Origin of the sequence: Treponema saccharophilum DSM 2985, from assembly GCF_000255555.1 — a bacterium.
In the GTDB taxonomy this organism is placed as follows: domain Bacteria; phylum Spirochaetota; class Spirochaetia; order Treponematales; family Treponemataceae; genus Treponema_D; species Treponema_D saccharophilum.
Window position 1 is genome coordinate 64,240 of record NZ_AGRW01000053.1, and the last position, 17,828, is coordinate 82,067.

Annotated in this window: 32 protein-coding genes; all 32 read right to left on the reverse strand. The window is 46.0% G+C overall.

What is annotated here, in order from left to right; translation table 11 throughout:
* Positions 1-73: 73 nt before the first annotated feature.
* Entirely contained in the window at positions 74-1,531 is a 1,458-nt protein-coding gene (locus tag TRESADRAFT_RS11860; protein WP_040843059.1) for a hypothetical protein, read from the reverse strand.
* A 126-nt stretch (positions 1,532-1,657) separates the two neighbouring features.
* Entirely contained in the window at positions 1,658-1,879 is a 222-nt protein-coding gene (locus tag TRESADRAFT_RS11865) for a hypothetical protein (protein ID WP_040843061.1), read from the reverse strand.
* 10 nt (positions 1,880-1,889) lie between these two features.
* The gene (gene rplQ / locus TRESADRAFT_RS11870; RefSeq protein WP_002705977.1) at positions 1,890-2,342 is read right to left on the reverse strand and encodes a 50S ribosomal protein L17; all 453 of its coding nucleotides are present in this window, start codon (positions 2,340-2,342) and stop codon (positions 1,890-1,892) included.
* Entirely contained in the window at positions 2,332-3,390 is a 1,059-nt protein-coding gene (locus tag TRESADRAFT_RS11875; RefSeq protein WP_002705979.1) for a DNA-directed RNA polymerase subunit alpha, read from the reverse strand. Before TRESADRAFT_RS11875 ends, rplQ begins: the two co-directional genes overlap by 11 nt.
* A gap of 87 nt (positions 3,391-3,477) precedes the next feature.
* The gene (gene rpsK / locus TRESADRAFT_RS11880; protein WP_002705980.1) at positions 3,478-3,858 is read right to left on the reverse strand and encodes a 30S ribosomal protein S11; all 381 of its coding nucleotides are present in this window, start codon (positions 3,856-3,858) and stop codon (positions 3,478-3,480) included.
* A 20-nt stretch (positions 3,859-3,878) separates the two neighbouring features.
* Positions 3,879-4,250 carry a 30S ribosomal protein S13 gene (rpsM, locus tag TRESADRAFT_RS11885; RefSeq protein ID WP_002705981.1) on the reverse strand — a complete coding sequence of 124 codons (372 nt, stop codon included), beginning with the start codon at positions 4,248-4,250 and terminating at the stop codon, positions 3,879-3,881.
* A gap of 10 nt (positions 4,251-4,260) precedes the next feature.
* Complete coding sequence (gene rpmJ / locus TRESADRAFT_RS15735; protein ID WP_081478566.1) at positions 4,261-4,374, reverse strand: 50S ribosomal protein L36; 114 nt, start codon at positions 4,372-4,374, stop codon at positions 4,261-4,263.
* Between the two features lie 158 nt (positions 4,375-4,532).
* Positions 4,533-5,867, reverse strand: a complete 1,335-nt coding sequence (gene secY, locus TRESADRAFT_RS11890; protein ID WP_040843064.1) for a preprotein translocase subunit SecY — start codon at positions 5,865-5,867, stop codon at positions 4,533-4,535.
* Between the two features lie 20 nt (positions 5,868-5,887).
* Entirely contained in the window at positions 5,888-6,346 is a 459-nt protein-coding gene (gene rplO / locus TRESADRAFT_RS11895) for a 50S ribosomal protein L15 (protein ID WP_002705985.1), read from the reverse strand.
* Positions 6,346-6,531 carry a 50S ribosomal protein L30 gene (gene rpmD, locus TRESADRAFT_RS11900; protein ID WP_002705987.1) on the reverse strand — a complete coding sequence of 62 codons (186 nt, stop codon included), beginning with the start codon at positions 6,529-6,531 and terminating at the stop codon, positions 6,346-6,348. Before rpmD ends, rplO begins: the two co-directional genes overlap by 1 nt.
* A 2-nt stretch (positions 6,532-6,533) precedes the next feature.
* Positions 6,534-7,055: a 30S ribosomal protein S5 gene (gene rpsE, locus TRESADRAFT_RS11905; protein WP_002705989.1), complete on the reverse strand. Its 522-nt coding sequence runs from the start codon at positions 7,053-7,055 to the stop codon at positions 6,534-6,536.
* Positions 7,056-7,063: 8 nt separating this feature from the next.
* Positions 7,064-7,426: a 50S ribosomal protein L18 gene (rplR, locus tag TRESADRAFT_RS11910; RefSeq protein ID WP_040843066.1), complete on the reverse strand. Its 363-nt coding sequence runs from the start codon at positions 7,424-7,426 to the stop codon at positions 7,064-7,066.
* 10 nt (positions 7,427-7,436) lie between these two features.
* Entirely contained in the window at positions 7,437-7,976 is a 540-nt protein-coding gene (gene rplF, locus TRESADRAFT_RS11915; protein WP_002705993.1) for a 50S ribosomal protein L6, read from the reverse strand.
* A gap of 12 nt (positions 7,977-7,988) precedes the next feature.
* Complete coding sequence (gene rpsH, locus TRESADRAFT_RS11920; RefSeq protein ID WP_002705995.1) at positions 7,989-8,387, reverse strand: 30S ribosomal protein S8; 399 nt, start codon at positions 8,385-8,387, stop codon at positions 7,989-7,991.
* 13 nt (positions 8,388-8,400) lie between these two features.
* Positions 8,401-8,586 (reverse strand): type Z 30S ribosomal protein S14, encoded by a 186-nt coding sequence (locus TRESADRAFT_RS15740; RefSeq protein ID WP_002705996.1) that lies wholly within the window; start codon positions 8,584-8,586, stop codon positions 8,401-8,403.
* Between the two features lie 10 nt (positions 8,587-8,596).
* The gene (rplE, locus tag TRESADRAFT_RS11925) at positions 8,597-9,148 is read right to left on the reverse strand and encodes a 50S ribosomal protein L5 (protein ID WP_002705998.1); all 552 of its coding nucleotides are present in this window, start codon (positions 9,146-9,148) and stop codon (positions 8,597-8,599) included.
* On the reverse strand, positions 9,148-9,462 hold the full coding sequence (rplX, locus tag TRESADRAFT_RS11930) for a 50S ribosomal protein L24 (RefSeq protein ID WP_002706000.1): 315 nt from the start codon (positions 9,460-9,462) through the stop codon (positions 9,148-9,150). The genes rplE and rplX overlap by 1 nt, the downstream gene beginning before the upstream one ends.
* A gap of 29 nt (positions 9,463-9,491) precedes the next feature.
* Positions 9,492-9,860 carry a 50S ribosomal protein L14 gene (gene rplN / locus TRESADRAFT_RS11935; protein WP_002706002.1) on the reverse strand — a complete coding sequence of 123 codons (369 nt, stop codon included), beginning with the start codon at positions 9,858-9,860 and terminating at the stop codon, positions 9,492-9,494.
* A 14-nt stretch (positions 9,861-9,874) separates the two neighbouring features.
* Positions 9,875-10,147, reverse strand: a complete 273-nt coding sequence (gene rpsQ, locus TRESADRAFT_RS11940; protein WP_002706003.1) for a 30S ribosomal protein S17 — start codon at positions 10,145-10,147, stop codon at positions 9,875-9,877.
* Positions 10,148-10,157: 10 nt separating this feature from the next.
* Positions 10,158-10,370 (reverse strand): 50S ribosomal protein L29, encoded by a 213-nt coding sequence (rpmC, locus tag TRESADRAFT_RS11945; protein WP_002706004.1) that lies wholly within the window; start codon positions 10,368-10,370, stop codon positions 10,158-10,160.
* 9 nt (positions 10,371-10,379) lie between these two features.
* Complete coding sequence (gene rplP, locus TRESADRAFT_RS11950; RefSeq protein ID WP_002706006.1) at positions 10,380-10,796, reverse strand: 50S ribosomal protein L16; 417 nt, start codon at positions 10,794-10,796, stop codon at positions 10,380-10,382.
* Between the two features lie 5 nt (positions 10,797-10,801).
* A complete protein-coding gene (gene rpsC, locus TRESADRAFT_RS11955) occupies positions 10,802-11,563 on the reverse strand; it encodes a 30S ribosomal protein S3 (protein WP_002706008.1) in 762 nt (253 codons plus the stop codon).
* Between the two features lies 1 nt (position 11,564).
* Positions 11,565-11,921 carry a 50S ribosomal protein L22 gene (rplV, locus tag TRESADRAFT_RS11960; protein WP_040843102.1) on the reverse strand — a complete coding sequence of 119 codons (357 nt, stop codon included), beginning with the start codon at positions 11,919-11,921 and terminating at the stop codon, positions 11,565-11,567.
* A gap of 11 nt (positions 11,922-11,932) precedes the next feature.
* Entirely contained in the window at positions 11,933-12,211 is a 279-nt protein-coding gene (rpsS, locus tag TRESADRAFT_RS11965; protein ID WP_002706010.1) for a 30S ribosomal protein S19, read from the reverse strand.
* Between the two features lie 14 nt (positions 12,212-12,225).
* Complete coding sequence (gene rplB / locus TRESADRAFT_RS11970) at positions 12,226-13,050, reverse strand: 50S ribosomal protein L2 (RefSeq protein WP_002706011.1); 825 nt, start codon at positions 13,048-13,050, stop codon at positions 12,226-12,228.
* A gap of 23 nt (positions 13,051-13,073) precedes the next feature.
* Positions 13,074-13,361 carry a 50S ribosomal protein L23 gene (locus TRESADRAFT_RS11975; RefSeq protein WP_002706013.1) on the reverse strand — a complete coding sequence of 96 codons (288 nt, stop codon included), beginning with the start codon at positions 13,359-13,361 and terminating at the stop codon, positions 13,074-13,076.
* On the reverse strand, positions 13,361-13,999 hold the full coding sequence (gene rplD, locus TRESADRAFT_RS11980; protein ID WP_002706015.1) for a 50S ribosomal protein L4: 639 nt from the start codon (positions 13,997-13,999) through the stop codon (positions 13,361-13,363). Before rplD ends, TRESADRAFT_RS11975 begins: the two co-directional genes overlap by 1 nt.
* A gap of 14 nt (positions 14,000-14,013) precedes the next feature.
* Positions 14,014-14,634, reverse strand: a complete 621-nt coding sequence (gene rplC, locus TRESADRAFT_RS11985; protein WP_002706016.1) for a 50S ribosomal protein L3 — start codon at positions 14,632-14,634, stop codon at positions 14,014-14,016.
* Between the two features lie 80 nt (positions 14,635-14,714).
* On the reverse strand, positions 14,715-15,023 hold the full coding sequence (gene rpsJ, locus TRESADRAFT_RS11990) for a 30S ribosomal protein S10 (protein WP_002706017.1): 309 nt from the start codon (positions 15,021-15,023) through the stop codon (positions 14,715-14,717).
* A 65-nt stretch (positions 15,024-15,088) separates the two neighbouring features.
* Entirely contained in the window at positions 15,089-16,276 is a 1,188-nt protein-coding gene (tuf, locus tag TRESADRAFT_RS11995) for an elongation factor Tu (protein WP_002706022.1), read from the reverse strand.
* 497 nt (positions 16,277-16,773) lie between these two features.
* Positions 16,774-17,244 carry a 30S ribosomal protein S7 gene (gene rpsG / locus TRESADRAFT_RS12005; RefSeq protein WP_002706024.1) on the reverse strand — a complete coding sequence of 157 codons (471 nt, stop codon included), beginning with the start codon at positions 17,242-17,244 and terminating at the stop codon, positions 16,774-16,776.
* Positions 17,245-17,292: 48 nt separating this feature from the next.
* Positions 17,293-17,667: a 30S ribosomal protein S12 gene (gene rpsL, locus TRESADRAFT_RS12010; RefSeq protein ID WP_002706025.1), complete on the reverse strand. Its 375-nt coding sequence runs from the start codon at positions 17,665-17,667 to the stop codon at positions 17,293-17,295.
* Positions 17,668-17,828 lie beyond the last annotated feature (161 nt).

The window sequence follows — 17,828 nt, forward strand, 5'->3', positions numbered from 1 at the left end:
AAGCTCCGCCCCCGAACGGCTTTTTGCATGAGGAAGCACACGCATTGCCCGAAACCCGCGTTCCGGGATGGATTCACGACAAAAGGGAAAATCTTCCGCGTCTCACGCGCTCATACGATTCAAGAAGGACAGGGCGGATGTCGTAGAATGAAAATTCCATCCCCTCCAAAGAAATCTGCGCGGAGCTCATCTCCTCATCCGAAGGCTCTTCCCCATCGGGATCGCCCGCCTCGTCAATCAGGTCGAGCAAATCCATCGTGTGCGAGTACAATTGGGCGAGCATCACGAATTCATCGCGCGGGAACGACTCGAATTCCGATTCGGTGCAATCGAAACTGAAAAACAAGTCCCGAATATCGGAATACAATGCGATGGAACGGTGCCGGAACTCACCAAATGCGAAATCCGCAAACCAATTGTAAGATTTTCGTAGTTTAGCACGTCTATTTTCGATTTGCAACGAATATGTTGACTGCATCCGCGGCGACAAATCCATCGATTCCGGTATTATCCGCTCGATAAGCTCCTTGTCGGAAATGTTCTCCTTGCTGAAAAGCGAATCCATGATGAACGAATCTATGACGAAATCCGGGACATCGTAAAACGGCGTGACGATGCTGTTCACGTCGATTTCCACAATCTCCCCTTTCCGCCACAGACGCCTCTCGACGCCGTAAAACTCGATTCCAATCTTGTCGGTCCATTCCAGGAATTCAGCAATCGAGCCGCCGAGCGGGACGCACAGCCTGTTCGCGTTCTCAAAGAAAACGAGCATAAGCTGCATGTCGATGCTCTCGCACGGCCCGTGCCTGTCGAAGCTTTCAAGAAGGAGTTTTTCCAGAAGCTCGAACCACGACTTTTTCGCCAGTTCCAAATCAATCCGGCTCACGTTCCCCATGCGCCGCTCGAAAAAAATCTTGAGAGGAAGAATTTCGACGATACCGCGATCCCAATCGCTGACGTACGCGAGCATCCTGTCGCCGGGCCGGAATTTCGTAATCCTGAAAATCTCGCCGAAATCGAATCCGGTCATGCCGAAATTGTACGGCAACATGTAATCCATGTCGGCGATATGGAGATTTCTGTTCACGGGATCCGCGTCGAGATACTGCGAGAATATGTCGATATCGGTCAATGAAAAATAATCATAGACGGAATTCGCATCGACTTCGAGTTTCTTTTCCGGAAGGACGTTTTTGTTGAATGAGAAGATTATGTCGCACGGAAAAAGCTTCTGGTCTACAAACGGGATGCACCTATCCCCGGGAACGACGACCCCCTGCTCTATTTCCTGCACCGTCGGAACGAAAGTAAAGAACTGCCCGGAAAAAGCCCCCGCACGAGTGATATACTGACCGTCCTCAAGGGGAATCGAATAGCAATCGGACTCAAGGCATTCCTCAACTTCCTCCGACGTCGTTCTGATACCGCCTTCACGGAACATTGCGACGACGTCGCTGACAGAAAAAGTCTCCAGATAGTTGCGCATGAACCTGAGATATGCGCTGTCAAACAAATCTGTTGAATACATGCCGTCAAATATAACACAAAAAGAGAACCTCGCCCTTAAAATGGACTGCGCCCCGACGGCAACGACACCCGCAAAAAAAATAAAGCCACCCTTGAAAAAGGGTGGCATGAACAAAACAAAATGCGATTACGCCTGTTCTGTTGCAGCAGCTTCGGCCTTCACGGCGCGAGCTTCTTTCCTGGCAATATTCTTCAATGCGGCATTGCAAACCTTACAAATCTTCACAGAATTGCCATCGATTTCTTTTTCATAGAGAACTTTTACGTTCTCGTTTCCACAGCGTGGGCATTTTCCACGACCGTGATTGACTTCGCTACGAATACCTGTTCCGCGATGTGCCTTAGACATTTCTCACCCCTTATTTTGAAGCTTCAGCTGACTCTGCTTTTGGCGCAGCCTTCTTTGCCTTCTTAGCAGGCTTCTTCTCTGCCTCGACATTCTCATCAGACGGCAACTTGTAGTCAACCAACTCAAGGATGACGACATCAGCCGCATCGCCCTGCCTGAAGCCGAGCTTGAGGATGCGAGTATAACCACCGTTGCGCTCCTTCATGCGAGGACCAACTTCCGTGAACAATTTGTTCAAGATTTTCTCGTCCTGTATGAATTTTGCAACGATGCGGCGGTTGTGAACACTGTCAACCTTCGCACGGGTAATCAGCTTCTCAGCTGCTTTGCGAACTTCCTTAGCTTTTGAGCTTGTTGTCGTGATGCGTTCAAATCTAAGGAGTGAAGTAACCATATTACGCGACATAGCACGGCGGTGTGCTGTTGAGCGTGAAAGTGGATTAAAACCATTCTTATGATTCATTAGAGTTTTCCTTTTGTGCAGGTTTTGAATTGACGATGCTCTTCAACTGGCTGTAGTCAGTCATGCCGAGCGACAATCCTTCCCTAGCAAGTCTCTCCTTGATTTCCTCAAGGCTTTTCTTACCAAAATTACGGGTTTTTGCAATTTCCTCTTCTGTTTTCTTCGTCAACTCGCCAAAAGTGCGGATATTCGCATTTTTGAGACAATTCGCGGAGCGAACAGAAAGCTCAAGTTCCTCGACGGACCTATTGAGGAACTGACGAACTTTCTCATCGTCCTCATCCAAGTCATCGCTCGACGAAACATCAGAGTCGTTGAAATTGACAAAAATCGAAAAATGCTCTTTTGCAATTTTCGCGGCTTCAGCCAAAGCATCTTCCGGCTTTATCGTTCCATCAGTCCAAATCTCAAGAACGAGCTTGTCGTAGTCATTTCTCTGACCGATGCGGCAAGGCTCAATCTGATACTTGACCTTATGGACAGGAGTAAAGATTGAATCCATGGGGATGGTACCGACCACCTCGCTATAGTGCTCATGCACCTCAGCGGGAACATACCCTCTTCCCAAATCAACCTGAACCTCGATATCCAAACGAGCGTTCTCCATCATAGTGAAGATAGGAACATTCTCGGAAAGAATCTCAAGCTGACCTTCTTTTGCGAAATCATTGCTGCAAACAGTTCCCGGACCCTTGAATTCGAAATCAAACGTACCGTGTTCCGCATCGTCAGCAAGGCGCAAACGAAGCAACTTCAAGCTGTTCAAAACTTCCAAGGTATCTTCTGAAATATCCGGAATCGCTTCGAATTCACTCGAAATGCAATGAGGAACCTCATCCGCATCATACCAAGTAATTCTCACCGCAGATATAGCATACCCCTGAATCGAGGACAACAATACGCGACGGAGAGTGTTCCCAATCGTCGTACCGAATCCAGTCTCAAACGGAGAAGCTTCAAATTTCCCGTAGTTAGGATTATTTTCAAGATGATCAAACTGTATGCTCTTCGGCTTTTTGAAGCCCTTGAGCAGATTTTGACGAGCCATCCGAACCCCTTTTATGTTGTTATAAAACCAAAAATGAATGAAGACAAAGTTGCAATCGTCCGCATTGCATGCGAACGAGAGACTTCGCTACATACGGCGAGTCTTTCTTGGTCTACATCCATTATGAGGAATAGGAGTTACATCCGAGATGGATTTCACCTTCAATCCCAAAGCGCCCAATGAGCGAACAGCATTCTCGCGACCGACACCAGGTCCCTTCACGAAAACATGAACCTCGCGGATACCATAGCTGACAGCCTTCTGAACAGCAGTTTCCGTAACGGTCTGAGCTGCGAAAGGAGTTGACTTCTTAGCGCCGCGGAATCCAAGTCCACCTGATGACGCCCAAGAAAGCGCATTTCCTTTCATATCTGTAATGGTCACAATGGTATTGTTGAACGTAGCCTGAATATAAACGTTACCTTCGTATACGCTCTTCTTTTCCTTTCGTTTCTTTACGTTAGGCATTTACTCTATCCTCCAACTACTCAGACTGCCTTTTTCTTGTTAGCAACAGTCTTTTTCTTACCCTTGCGAGTACGAGAATTCGTGCGAGTCCTCTGTCCACGAACAGGGAGACCCTTGCGATGCCTCAATCCTCTGTAACATCCGATATCCATAAGTCTCTTGATATTGAGACCAATCTCACTTCTCAGATGTCCCTCAACCTTGTACTCCTCATCAATGATAGTACGAAGTTTCGCCTGCTCATCCTGATCCAAATCGTTCAACATTTTGTTCGGATCAATTTTCGTCTTCTCGCAAATAAGTTTTGCAGATGACCGACCAATTCCGTAGATGTAGGTCAACGCAATAACAACATGCTTATTCGGAAGATCAACTCCTGCTATACGAGCCATCAATCACTCCTCAACCCTGTCTCTGTTTATGCTTCGGATTAGTGCAAATGATACGAATGATACCATTTCTCTTAATAACCTTGCATTTATCACAGATGGGCTTAACACTTGTACGAACTTTCATAAAGTCCCCCAGATAAATAAAAATACAACCAAACCATAGCGACTTGCAATAAGTCACAATTTGGAAGTTTAGTTTACCATAAAACGAGAGATTTGTTCTACACTTATCATGCAAAACAAATCTCTTTTCTTAGTCAGAATAATGAAAAACACGCAATTTTACAATCGGTGAGATTTCAAGCTACCCTTCTTCACCAATCCATCAACATGATGCATTTTCAAAACAGCATCAACCTGATTCATCGTATCAAGGTCAACACCGACAAGAATCAGCAAGGAAGTTCCGCCCATCAACATCGCTATCGACTGCGGGAATTCAAAAATATTCTGAATGATAGTAGGCAAAACCGCTATCAAAGCAAGATACAGCGAACCGGGAAGAATCAAGCGATTCAAGACGCGCTGCATATACTCTTCCGTTTTATCAATCCTGATACCGGGAATCGAACCGCCATTCTCGCGAATCTGCTTCGCAATTTCCGTCGGATTCAACGTAACCTGCGTATAGAAATACGCAAAGAAGATTATCAGAAGAACCAAAAGGATATTGTACCACCAGCCTGTCGGAGTCAAAATCACTGAAAGCTTTGAAATCCAACGAGCCGATGCCTGATTGTTACCGATGCTGGAAACAATCTGAAGCGGGAACGTCAAAAATGAAGATGCAAAAATAACAGGAATCACACCGGACGGATTAATCTTGAACGGTATGTACGTGCTTTGACCACCATACATTTTTTTACCGACCACGCGTTTCGCATAATGCACAGGAATACGACGCTCACCACGCTGTTCGAAGACAACCAAGGCGATGATACCTGCAAACATCAACAAAACGACAATAACGAAAACAGCATTGATTTCGCCCTTACTAACCTTGTCACCAAGCTCAATAACGGCATTCGGGAGACGCGCGACGATACCAGCGAAAATAAGCATCGAAATACCGTTGCCAATTCCGTGTTCCGTAATCAAATCTCCCAACCAAACTGTCACCATCGCACCCGTGGTCACAGTGAGCATTGCCAACAATCTGAATGCCAGATGATTCTCGATGATAATCGCACCGGGAATGCTGTCCGCATAAACAGTCACAGCGAGGGACTGGATAAGACATACGAAAACCGTACCAATCCGAGTCCACGCTGCAATTTTTCTCTGACCTCCGTCTTCTTGAGCAATCCTCTTCAAAGACGGAAAAATAATCAGTGCTAGCTGCAATATAATCTGTGTTGATACATAGGGCATAACCCCAAGCATAAACACAGAAAAATTAGAGAATGCTCCACCGGCAAAAAAGTCCATATAACTGGCAAACGCATTTTTATTCTGTTTTACGAGCTCATCAAAGTAAGTAATCAACGCGCTTGCATCTATGCCTGGAATGGTCAAGACGCATCCCAAGCGAAAGACTACAAAAATCACAAAAGTAAAGAACAACTTATTGCGAAGTTCCTTAATTTTGAAAATGTTTACTATAGGATTATTTGCCATCAGAATCCCCAACGCTACCTTTATTTGGCCTCGGTTGAAGAAACGACACTACCACCAGCGGCTTCAATCTTAGTTTTTGCAGATGCAGAAACCTTGTCGACATTAACCGTAAGTTTCTTTGTCAATTCACCGTTTCCGAGAATCTTCACGGCAACCTTAGCAGAGTCGATCAAGCCCTTTGAAACCAAAGAATCTTTGTCTACGGTCTCTCCAGACTCGAAAACCTCGTTAAGGATGCAGACGTTGATGATTGAGAATTCCTTCTTGAACGGGTAGTTAGAAAAACCGCGATGAGCGATTCTTCTGTAGAGCGGCATCTGTCCACCTTCGAAACCGACATAGGTTTTTCCACCTGAACGAGACTGCTGTCCCTTGTTACCCTTTCCTGCTGTCGTACCATTTCCAGAAGAAGAACCGCGTCCAACAATAAACTTTTTCTTGTTAGCACCCTTCGGCGCATTCAAAATAAAATCTGCCATTAGTTTGACTCCTCTACTTTCACAAGGTGAGCGACAGCCGCAACCATTCCGCGAATGACGGGTGTATCTTCCTTGACAACAGAAGAATTGAGCTTCTTGAGACCGAGACTGCGAACGGTAGCCTTTTTCTCCGGCTTCTGTCCAATCGGGCTCTTAACAAGCGTAACTTTAATCGTCTTTGCCATGATCAACCCCACATATCCTGCAAAGACTTGCCCCTGTTAGCAGCGACAGCCTTCGCATCCATCAACTTTGAAAGAGCGTCGAAAGTCGCCCTTACAACGTTGACCGGACTACAAGATCCCAATGACTTCGAGATGACATCAGTGATTCCGATTGAATCCATAATTGCGCGAACCGTACCACCAGCGATGATTCCCGTTCCAGCGCAAGCCGGCTTCAAAAGGATTGATGAGCTCTTGTAGTTACCGACCATATCGTGCGGCAATGTTCCGTTCTTCACGGGAACATTTATCAAGTTTCTCTTCGCACGATCAATACTCTTCCTGATAGCCTCAGACACGTCGTTTGCCTTGCCGAATCCGTATCCAACGCGACCTTTTCCATCGCCGACAACAGTCAACGCTGAGAAAGACATTCTGCGTCCACCCTTCACAGTCTTCGCAGTGCGATTCAACTTGACGAGCTTCTCGACGAATTCCTTCTGGTCTTCTTTTCTATCTCTATCGAATTTATTCTGGCGTTCCATAGAATCTCCTAGAAAATGATTCCCGCTTTGCGAGTTCCATCAGCAAGGGCCTTTACAACACCATGATACAGATAACCGTTGCGATCAAAAACGACAGTTGTGATGCTCTTATCCTGCAGGCGTTTTCCAAATGCCTCACCGAGTTTTGCAGCCCCTTCAGTGTTCGGTTTGATGTCGGCAAACTCTTTCTCCAATGTAGAGATTGAAGCGAGGGTCTTACCTTCCTCATCATTGATAACCTGAACATAAAGGTTTGTGTTGCTGCGAGTAACAGTCATGCGAGGTCTCTCAGCAGTTCCGTAAACTGACTTACGAATGTGAACCTTACGATGCAAACGCTTTCTAGCTTTATCATTAAGTTTCTTAAACATGTGTTACACCTTATTTTACGCCAGTCTTACCGACTTTGCGTCTGATAACTTCAGTCTCGTAACGAATACCCTTGCCTTTGTACGGCTCCGGCATACGCAACTTTCTAATCTGAGAGCTGAACTCGCCGACCAACTGCTTGCTGATACCGCTGATGGTGATTTTTCCCTGAGAATCAGCGACAACAGTAAGACCTTCGGGAATGATTGCGATGAATTCGGAAGAGTATCCAAGGTTCATCACGAGATTCTTTCCCTGAACTTCAGCACGGTAACCGACACCAGTGATGATGAGGGACTTTGAGAAGCCCGTCGTCACGCCAGTAACCATGTTCTGAATAAGGTTGCGGTACAAACCGTGAGCAGCATTCGCCGCCTTTGAATCGTTAGCAACCTTGACGCAAAGCTCACCGTCTTTTGTCTCGACAGTAACCAAATCTCCAATTGACTGCTTCAATTCGCCCTTGGGACCTTTAACAGTCACAAGACCAGAATTCACAGAAACTGTAACTCCTGCCGGAATAGCAACAGGAAGTTTTCCGATTTTTGACATCTTTTACTCCTATTACCACACTTTGCAGATAACTTCGCCACCGACCTGCTTCTCAGCGGCCTTCTTTCCAGTCGTTACACCGATTGACGTTGAAACAATCAGAGTACCGAAACCGTTGTAAACGCGGGGCAAATCTTTATATCCAGAATACACACGGCGACCAGGTTTTGAAACCTTCTCAAGACCGTGGATTACGGAAGCATTCGAATCATCGTATTTCAAAACGATACGGATGAGATTTTTATTCTCCTCCTGAACCTTCTTGAAATTCTTAATATAACCTTCTGTCTTCAGGATTTTAACAATTTCCAGCTTGAGTTTTGATGTCGGAACATCAACATTCTCGTGGCGAGCCTGAACAGCGTTACGAACCTTAGTCAGCATGTCTGCGATTGGGTCTGATACACTCATTTCTTTTCCTCCACTACCAGCTAGATTTTGTTACGCCTGGCAACAGGCCTTCACTTGCCAACTTGCGGAAGCAAAGACGGCACATTTTAAACTTGCGCAAATAACCGCGGGGGCGACCACAAATCTGACAGCGATTGTACTCGCGTGTCTTATACTTGGGAGTGCGGTTCGCCTTGATAATCATTGATTTCTTAGCCATGACTTCCTCACTACTTTCTGAACGGCATTCTGAACTTAGTAAGAAGAGCACGAGCTTCAGCATCTGTACGTGCACTTGTAACGATAGATATATTCATACCAGCAATCTTTGTGATCTTATCAAAATCAATTTCTGGGAAGATAATCTGTTCAGTAATACCAAGAGAGAAATTTCCGTGTCCATCAAAACCAGTAGCTTTGATTCCGCGGAAATCCTTTACACGGGGCAATGCAACATTTATAAGGCGGTCCAAGAATTCATACATGACATTACCGCGCAATGTAACCATTACACCAACTTCATTACCCTCGCGGAGCTTGAAGTTCGCAATGCTCTTCTTCGCTCTTGTTTTTACCGCATGCTGCCCAGTGATCTGAGTAATATCAGCAACTGCGGCATCAAGGAGTTTCTTGTTTGCGAGAGCTTCGCCGACACCCATGCTCACGACCACCTTTTTGATGACCGGAATCTGCATCACAGATGTGTATCCAAGTTCCTTAAAGAGCTCGGGAGCGATAGTTTCTTTGTAGACTTTCTTAAGCCGTGGTACGTAATTATCCATTACAGAGCTTCTCCACATTTACGGCAGACGCGAATCTTCTTGTCGCCGTCAAGTTTATAACCAACTCTTGTAGGACCGCATTTCTTGCACACGATCGCAACGTTAGAGATATGCAAAGGAGCTTCGATTTCGGCAATGCCGCCCTGCTCCTGCTGGCTACGTCTTTTCATCGTCTTCTTGACGATATTAACACCCGATACAATAACTGCATCTTTCTTGGTAAGAACGCGAACGACAGTTCCGCGCTTACCCTTATCTTTTCCTGCAATTACCTGTACCGTATCATCCTTACGGATTTTGAATTTTGTGTCCATCTCAAATCCCCTTATACGAAATACAGAAATTACAGAACCTCAGGAGCCAATGAAACAATCTTCATGTAATCCATATCACGAAGTTCACGGGCAACAGGTCCAAAGACACGTTTTCCCTTCGGGTTCTTATCTCCATCGACGATAACGCACGCGTTGTCATCGAAGCGAATATAAGTTCCATCCGGGCGGCGGTATTCCTTCGACACGCGAACGATTACAGCCTTCTCAACTGAACCTTCCTTTATTGTAGACGTCGGAATCGCTTCCTTGACAGCTACAACAACAACATCACCGATACTGGCATAGCGGCGGTGAGAACCACCAAGCACCTTGATTACCTGAACAAGTTTAGCGCCAGAGTTGTCGGCAACAACCAGATTTGACTGCATTTGAAGCATACTTAACTCCTAGCTTATTTAGCACGTTCAATAATCTCGGCAAGCCTCCAGCATTTATCTTTGCTGATGGGGCTGCACTCAACGATACGAACGGTATCTCCAATGTGAGCCTCGTTCTGCTCGTCGTGAGCTTTGCACTTCTTAGTACGTGTAACGTACTTCTTGTAAAGAGTGTCCATTCTCTTTGTATCGATGGATACAACAATCGTTTTATCCATCTTATCGCTTGTAACGATACCTACAAAGGAACGCTTTCCACCCTTAGTCTGAACAATCTGTTCTTCCACGGGTCAACTCCTATTTATCCAATCCCGAAATTTCTTTTTCGCGGATAAACGTATTAAGTTTTGCAATCTGGCGGCGCAACAAACGCTTCTGCATCGGATTATCAACATGTCCAATCACTGACTGGAAGCGAAGATCCATGTACTCCTGCTTCACTTTGTTGCGCTCAGCAATCAACTCGGCGTAAGACAAATCCTTTACATTCTTCTTCTTTGTATCAGCCATTTCTTACTCCTAGTCTTTCGTCGGTTTGAAGGCGATTCTCGTTTTGATGGGGAGCTTGCTTGCAGCAAGCTTCAAAGCCTGCTCAGCGAGATTGATATCAACTCCACCAACCTCAAAAAGAATCACGCCGGGCTTTATGACAGCCGCCCAAAACTCCGGTGCTCCCTTTCCCTTTCCCATGCGGGTGTCAGCAGGCTTCTTAGAAACCGGCTTATCCGGGAAAATCCTCAACCAAACATTACCTTTTCTTTCAAGTTTGCGGTTGATAGCGACACGAGCAGCTTCGATGTGCTTAGCGTTGAGCCAAACCGGTTCCATAGCTACGAGAGCAATATCACCGAAATCGATGTAATTCGCACGTGTTGCACAGCCATTAATTCTACCGCGCTGGACTTTGCGGTGAATAACTCTTTTAGGACTAAGCATTTACATTACTCCTTAGAAGTATTTTCTGCAACATCTACAGCACGATTTGTCTTTCTTGTTCTGCTCCTGTCGGAATCAGAACGATCATGGCGAGGTCTGCGAGCGAGCTGACCAGCATCGTCATTCTGCTCATGACCATATTTCATTCCGTTGTAGACCCACACCTTGACACCTATCTTTCCATAAGTTGTGTGAGCTTCGAACGTACCATAATCGATGTCAGCACGAAGCGTGTGAAGAGGAACCCTGCCCTCTTTGTGCTCTTCGCTGCGGCGCATATCCGCACCACCAAGACGACCAGACAAACGAATCTTGATTCCCTGTGCGCCGTTCTTCATAGCGTTTGAAGAAGCCTGCTTCAACGCCTTTCTGAAAGAACCTCTTCCAGCCAACTGACGACCAACATTCTGAGCAATCAAAGAAGCGTTGATGTCCGCCCTCTTGATTTCCTTAATCTTGATCTGAACTTTCTTCGTCAGCTTCGACTGAATCTCAGCAGAGATTTTCTCGATATTCGCACCTTTTACGCCAATGATGACGCCAGGGCGTGCTGTGTGAACGACAATAGTAACGCGCTGAGGATGCCGAACAATCTCGATTTCAGCGATATCAGCATTCTGGCATTCCGGCAAAGACCTAACCAACTCGCGAATCTTCAAATCTTCCAAGACCCAGTTCGCATAATCTTTCGGAGCCGCATACCAGCGAGACTGCCACGTTTTATTGATTCCAAGACGCAAACCAATAGGATTTACTTTCTGACCCACTTTATTCACCCGCCTTTTCAGCAACGATAACAGTAATGTGACACATACGGCGCAAAAGCTGATCAGCACGACCGCGCGCCCTGAACCACACTCTCTTCAGCCTCGGACCTTCGTCGATACGAATTTCCTTCACATACAGAGAATCCTCGTCGAGGTTCTTGTTCGCATACAACGCATTAGCAATTGCAGATTTCAAAGTATTCTTGATCAAAGAAGCACCTTTCTGGGGCATATTGTCAAGAATAGCCAAAGCCTCTGTACAATTCCTTCTACTTACGACGTGAGCTACAGGACGAACCTTTGTAGGTGACGCGATAAGGAATTTTGTAGTGGCTACATAACCTTTTACTTCAGCCATAATATCCACCCTCATTTACCAGCAGACTTGTCTGTTCCGCCATGTCCCTTGAAAGTACGGGTCGGAGAGAATTCGCCAAGCTTGTGACCAACGAGGTTCTCTGTTACGTACACGGGAATCCATGACTTTCCATTGTAGACCGAAATAGTGTTTCCAACCATTTCAGGAATGATAGTAGAGCAACGAGAATATGTTTTTATCATCTTCTTATCACTCTCCTTGTTCATCTCAATAACCTTTTTATAAAGGCTCTTCGCAATGAAAGGGCCTTTTTTAACAGATCTTGACACCGTTAACTCCTATCTTACTTCTTGCGACGTGAAACAATAAAGCGGCTAGAAGTCTTTCTCTTGTTACGAGTTTTGTAGCCCCTACACGGCTGACCCCACGGAGTAACAGGAACATGTCCCTTACCGGCACCTTCACCACCACCGAGCGGATGGTCAACAGGGTTCATAGCCATACCACGAACAGTCGGACGAATACCAAGCCATCTCTTGCGACCTGCTTTACCCAACTGAGTATTCATTCTCTCTTCGTTGCCAACGACACCAATCGTCGCATAGCACTTTCCGAGAATGCGCCTTGTCTCGCCAGAAGGAAGGCGAACGATAACGTAATCGCCATCTTTTGCAGCTACCAATGCGCTTGCACCTGCAGAACGAACCAACTGTCCACCGCGACCCAAAGTGAGCTCGATGTTGTGGATTGTGAATCCGACAGGAATCGTATCGAGCGGAAGTGCATTTCCGACAACCGGAGCAGCATTCTCGCCAGAGTAAATCTTCTGTCCGACAGTCAATCCTTTCGGAGCGATAATGTAGCGTTTCTCACCATCAGCATAGAAAATCAACGCGATGTTAGCGCTTCTGTTCGGATCGTACTCAATGGACTTTACAGTTCCAGGAATACCATGCTTGTTGCGCTTGAAATCTATCTCGCGATAACGCCTTTTATGTCCACCACCCTGATGACGAACAGAGATGCGACCACCCGCACCGCGTCCGCCCTGAGATTTCAATCCTGATACCAGACTTTTTTCGGGTTTATCAGTTGTTAGTTCATCTCTTACCAAATCAATACGAGTACGAGTACCCGCTGAATATGGTTTAAAAACTTTAAGAGCCATCTGGTTCCCCTTAATAAAAAGGCTTAAACGCCTTCAAATACCTTGATTACTTCACCAGGAGCGAGGCGAACAATCGCCTTTTTCCAGCTGGAAGTCTTTCCAAGCTTTCCACGAACCCTCTTGACCTTACCAAGGACATTGAGAGTTGTACAAGACAGCACTTTCACATTGAAAAGTTTTGTCACAGCATCCTTTATCTGAAGTTTTGTAGCGGAAGGCTGTACTTTGAAAACATACTTTCCTTCTTCGCGCAAAGCTGTTGCTTTTTCAGAAAGAACAGGAGCAATAATAATATCGTGCAAGTCAGTCATTACTTACTCTCCTCTTCAGACTTGAAAAACTCAGAAAGATTCTTTGCTGCACCTTCCAAAAGGATAACTTTCCTTCCGTAGTAAAGGTCATGAGCGCGGAGCCTGTTGTAAGAAAGGAACGACAAGTTCTTCACATTGCGTCCAGCTCTCTTAATATTCTTGTCATCATCTTTGAGGATGATAACGGTCCTCTCATCTTTTGCAAAAGCGTTAAGAATCTTTACCAAATCCTTCGTCTTGCCACTTTCAATCGTAAAATCCTCAACGACAGTAAGTCTGTCAGCCTGAGCCTGAAGGCTCAAGATAGACTTCATCGCAAGGCGTTTAGCCGTCTTAGGGATTGAGTAGCTGAAATCACGAGGTTTCGGTCCAAAAATCGTTCCACCACCACGAGTGATAGGAGACTTTTTGTCACCACGACGAGCGTGTCCAGTTCCCTTCTGCTTATACGGCTTTGCATTGCTTCCATGAACCTCAGAGCGAGTCTTGGTGCAAGCAGTACCAACACGTTTATTTGCTAATTCATTTGTGATGGCATAGTAAATAACATCTTCATTAACCGGAAGGCCGAAAACATTATCATCAAGAGTAATTGAACGCAGCTCTTTACCATCGATTGAATAGACTTTCTTTTCCATCTTATTCCTCGACCTTATTTCTTAACCGCGGACTTGATGACCAGCGTGCAGTTTTTATTTCCAGGAACAGCACCACGAACCATAATAACTTTCAGTTCTGGGTCAATCTTCACGATTTTAAGATTCTGAACAGTAACTCTTTCAAAACCCATATGTCCCGGCATCTTCACGTTTTTCAGACAATGTCCAGGTGTTGTAGAATTTCCTGTACCACCAGCTTCACGATGAAATTTTGAACCGTGAGAAGCACGTCCACCGTGGAATCCCCAACGCTTCATAACACCCTGAAATCCCTTTCCTTTTGAAGTCGCAGTCACATCGAGGAAGCCAACTTTCTCAAACAACTCAAGACCAATCTGATCCCCAATTGCAACTTCCTTCTCGAAATCCCTAAATTCTTTCAAATGCCTTTTCGGGGATACTGCTTCAGGAAACTGACCTTTGTATGACTTTGATATTCTTGTTTCTTTTACATCTTCCAAACCAAGAACAACAGCGTCATAGCCATTCGTTTCTTTTGTCTTAGTAGCGACAACGGTATTCGGTTCAACATGGATCACGGTTACTGGTGTCAGATTACCGTTTTCATCGAAAACCTGTGTCATTCCTACTTTTTTTGCAATCAGACCTTTCATTCTGATTCTCCTACATTTCTAGCCGCCATCTCTGATCCAAGAGACCGTACTATTTTTTAGCAATCAACTGCAACGCAGTATTATTGCTTAATTTCAACATCAACACCCGCAGACAATTCCAACTTCATCAGAGAGTCCATAACCTCTGCAGAAGGGTCAAAAATGTCTATCAAGCGCTTGTGAGTCCGCATCTCGAACTGCTCGCGAGACTTCTTATTGACGTGCGGTGAGCGCAAAACCGTCACCTTGTTGACACGAGTCGGAAGGGGAATCGGTCCCAAAACCTTTGCTCCAGCCTTCTGCACAGTCTGCACAATAGCCTTTGCACTCTGGTCAATAAGCTCCACATCAAAAGCACGAAGACTGACGCGAATTTTCCTGTTAGTCATCTTTCCTCCAAAATGGAGGAAAAGAAACCCTTCCCTTCCTCCATTTTCAATTCAATTACGAATTACTATTCGATAATTTTTGTAACCTGTCCAGAAGCGATTGTGCGACCACCTTCGCGGATAGCGAGTTTGAGACCCTCATCCATAGCGATCGGGTGGATAAGCTCACCGATAATCTTGACATTGTCACCCGGCTTTACCATGTCCGTTCCAGCCTCGAGCTCGACCGTACCAGTGATATCAGTCGTGCGGAAGTAGAACTGCGGGCGATAGCCAGTGAAGAACGGGCTGTGGCGTCCACCCTCTTCCTTAGAAAGAACGTAGATCTGAGCCTCGAACTTTGTGTGCGGGTGGATTGTTCCAGGAGCCGCGAGAACCTGACCACGAACGACGTCCTTCTTCTCAACACCGCGGAGAAGAATACCGACGTTATCACCAGCCTGTCCCTGATCGAGAGTCTTCTGGAACATCTCGATACCAGTAGCTGTTGAAGAAGCAGTCGGGCGGATACCAACGATTTCAACGGGGTCGTTGAGGTTGATAACACCGCGCTCGATACGACCAGTAACAACCGTACCGCGTCCAGAGATCGTGAAGATATCCTCGATCGGCATCAAGAACGGCTTATCAGCATCGCGAACCGGGTCATCGAACCAAGTATCCATAGCATTGAGAAGCTCATCGATACAAGCAGTATCAGCATCTGTAGCTCCATCAGCGAGAGCCTTGAATGCAGAACCCTTAATAATCGGAGTATCTTCAGAGAATCCGTACTCTTTAACAGTGTCCTTAACCTCTTCCTCGACGAGCTCGAGAAGATCGGGATCATCGACGAGGTCGACTTTGTTCAAGAAGACGATAATCTTCGGAACGCCAACCTGGCGAGCGAGGAGCAAGTGCTCGCGAGTCTGCGGCATGACTGAATCAGGAGCAGAAACAACGAGAACAGCACCATCCATCTGAGCCGCACCAGTAATCATGTTCTTGATGTAGTCAGCATGTCCCGGGCAGTCGATGTGCGCGTAGTGGCGCTTGTCAGACTGATACTCAAGGTGGCGAGTATTGATTGTGATACCGCGCTCCTTTTCCTCCGGAGCGTTATCGATTTCATCATACTTGAGAGCCTTGTCACCATACTTTTTAGCGCAGTGCATGGTGATAGCAGCTGACAATGTTGTCTTACCATGATCAACGTGACCGATGGTACCAACGTTCATGTGAGGTTTAGTTCTGACGAACTTCTCCTTTGCCATGTGTTTCTCCTTTGCCGACTTTCAATTCGGCATTCTTAATTATATATGTGTTGCACTTTAAGCCAGAACACAACCACATCATACAGAAGAAGATCGTGTTCGCAGACACCAGATTATAGAAAAATTGTTTATCAGGATTGGATTATTCAAGAAAAAAGGCATCTCATCTATTCAAGACACCAAACAACTCCTGGAACTACCAAAACCATCAAAAACAACCGATAGTAAAATGGCATCCAGAGCCTTTACCGGAACCCCTACCCCACAAAACGGGCAAAGATGCGCAAACCTGAAAGCGAAATCGCTGACTTTACGGTTCCCGCCAAACTTGACAAAGCGAAGTTCGTCCCTTCTTTCAAAGAACTCTGCTATGCTCTTTATATGTTCCCACTTTATACAATATTGAGAAATTAAATTCAAGGGGAATTCGAGCGTTTTTTTCATAAAAAAAGCCCCCGACCACAAATGGGCGGGAGCCTTCATAAGAGCGGGGAGAACTACCAGCGGTAGTGAGCGAACGCCTTGTTCGCCTCTGCCATCTTGTGCGTATCTTCCTTCTTCTTGTATGCAGAACCTGTTGAGTTGAATGCATCAAGCAATTCAGCCGCAAGCGTGTCAGCCATTCCGTGGCCGCTGCGAGAGCGAGCTGCAGCGATAATCCACCTCATTGCGAGAGCCTCTTTGCGGGCATCGCGGATTTCAACCGGAACCTGGTATGTCGCACCACCGACGCGGCGAGACTTAACCTCGACAGCCGGCTTCACGTTGTCGAGAGCCTTCAAGAAAACCTCGAGCGGATTCTTGTCTGTCTTAGCCTGAAGCTTATCCAACGCCTCGTAGACAATCTTCGTGCATGTATCCTTTTTTCCGTCCAACATCATTCTTGAGACGAACTTAGTGATGACCGGGCTGTTGAATTTTGAATCCGGCACAATCGGACGATTGATTGACTTCTTATGTCTTCCCATAGTATTCCTCGGTTATTGTATTTTTTTAACGGTTGCAATCAGGCAGGATTACGCCTTCGGCCTCTTCGCACCATACTTAGAGCGAGCGCGCTTGCGTCCATCAACACCAAGAGTATCCTTCGTACCACGAATGATGTGATAGCGGACACCAGGAAGATCCTTAACACGTCCACCGCGGATAAGGACGACAGAGTGCTCCTGCAAATTGTGTCCGATACCGGGGATGTAAGCTGTAACTTCAATTCCGTTGCTCAAGCGAACACGAGCAACCTTGCGAAGAGCCGAATTCGGCTTCTTCGGAGTGACAGTCATAACACGAGTGCAAACGCCGCGTTTCTGCGGGCAAGACTCAAGCGCGGGAGCTTTAGTCTGGTTTGCAACAGACTGTCTACCTTTTCTAACCAACTGATTAATTGTAGGCATCGCCTATTCTCCTATTTAACACCGGTCAGCACTACCGGTAAAATTGACAAAACCGACAGCATCCGACAGGCGAACACCCACCGAAATGCTATCGGAAATAGTATTAAATTTCCAAACACAATGTCAATGAATTCGACGATTTTCATTGAAATTCAATCGAA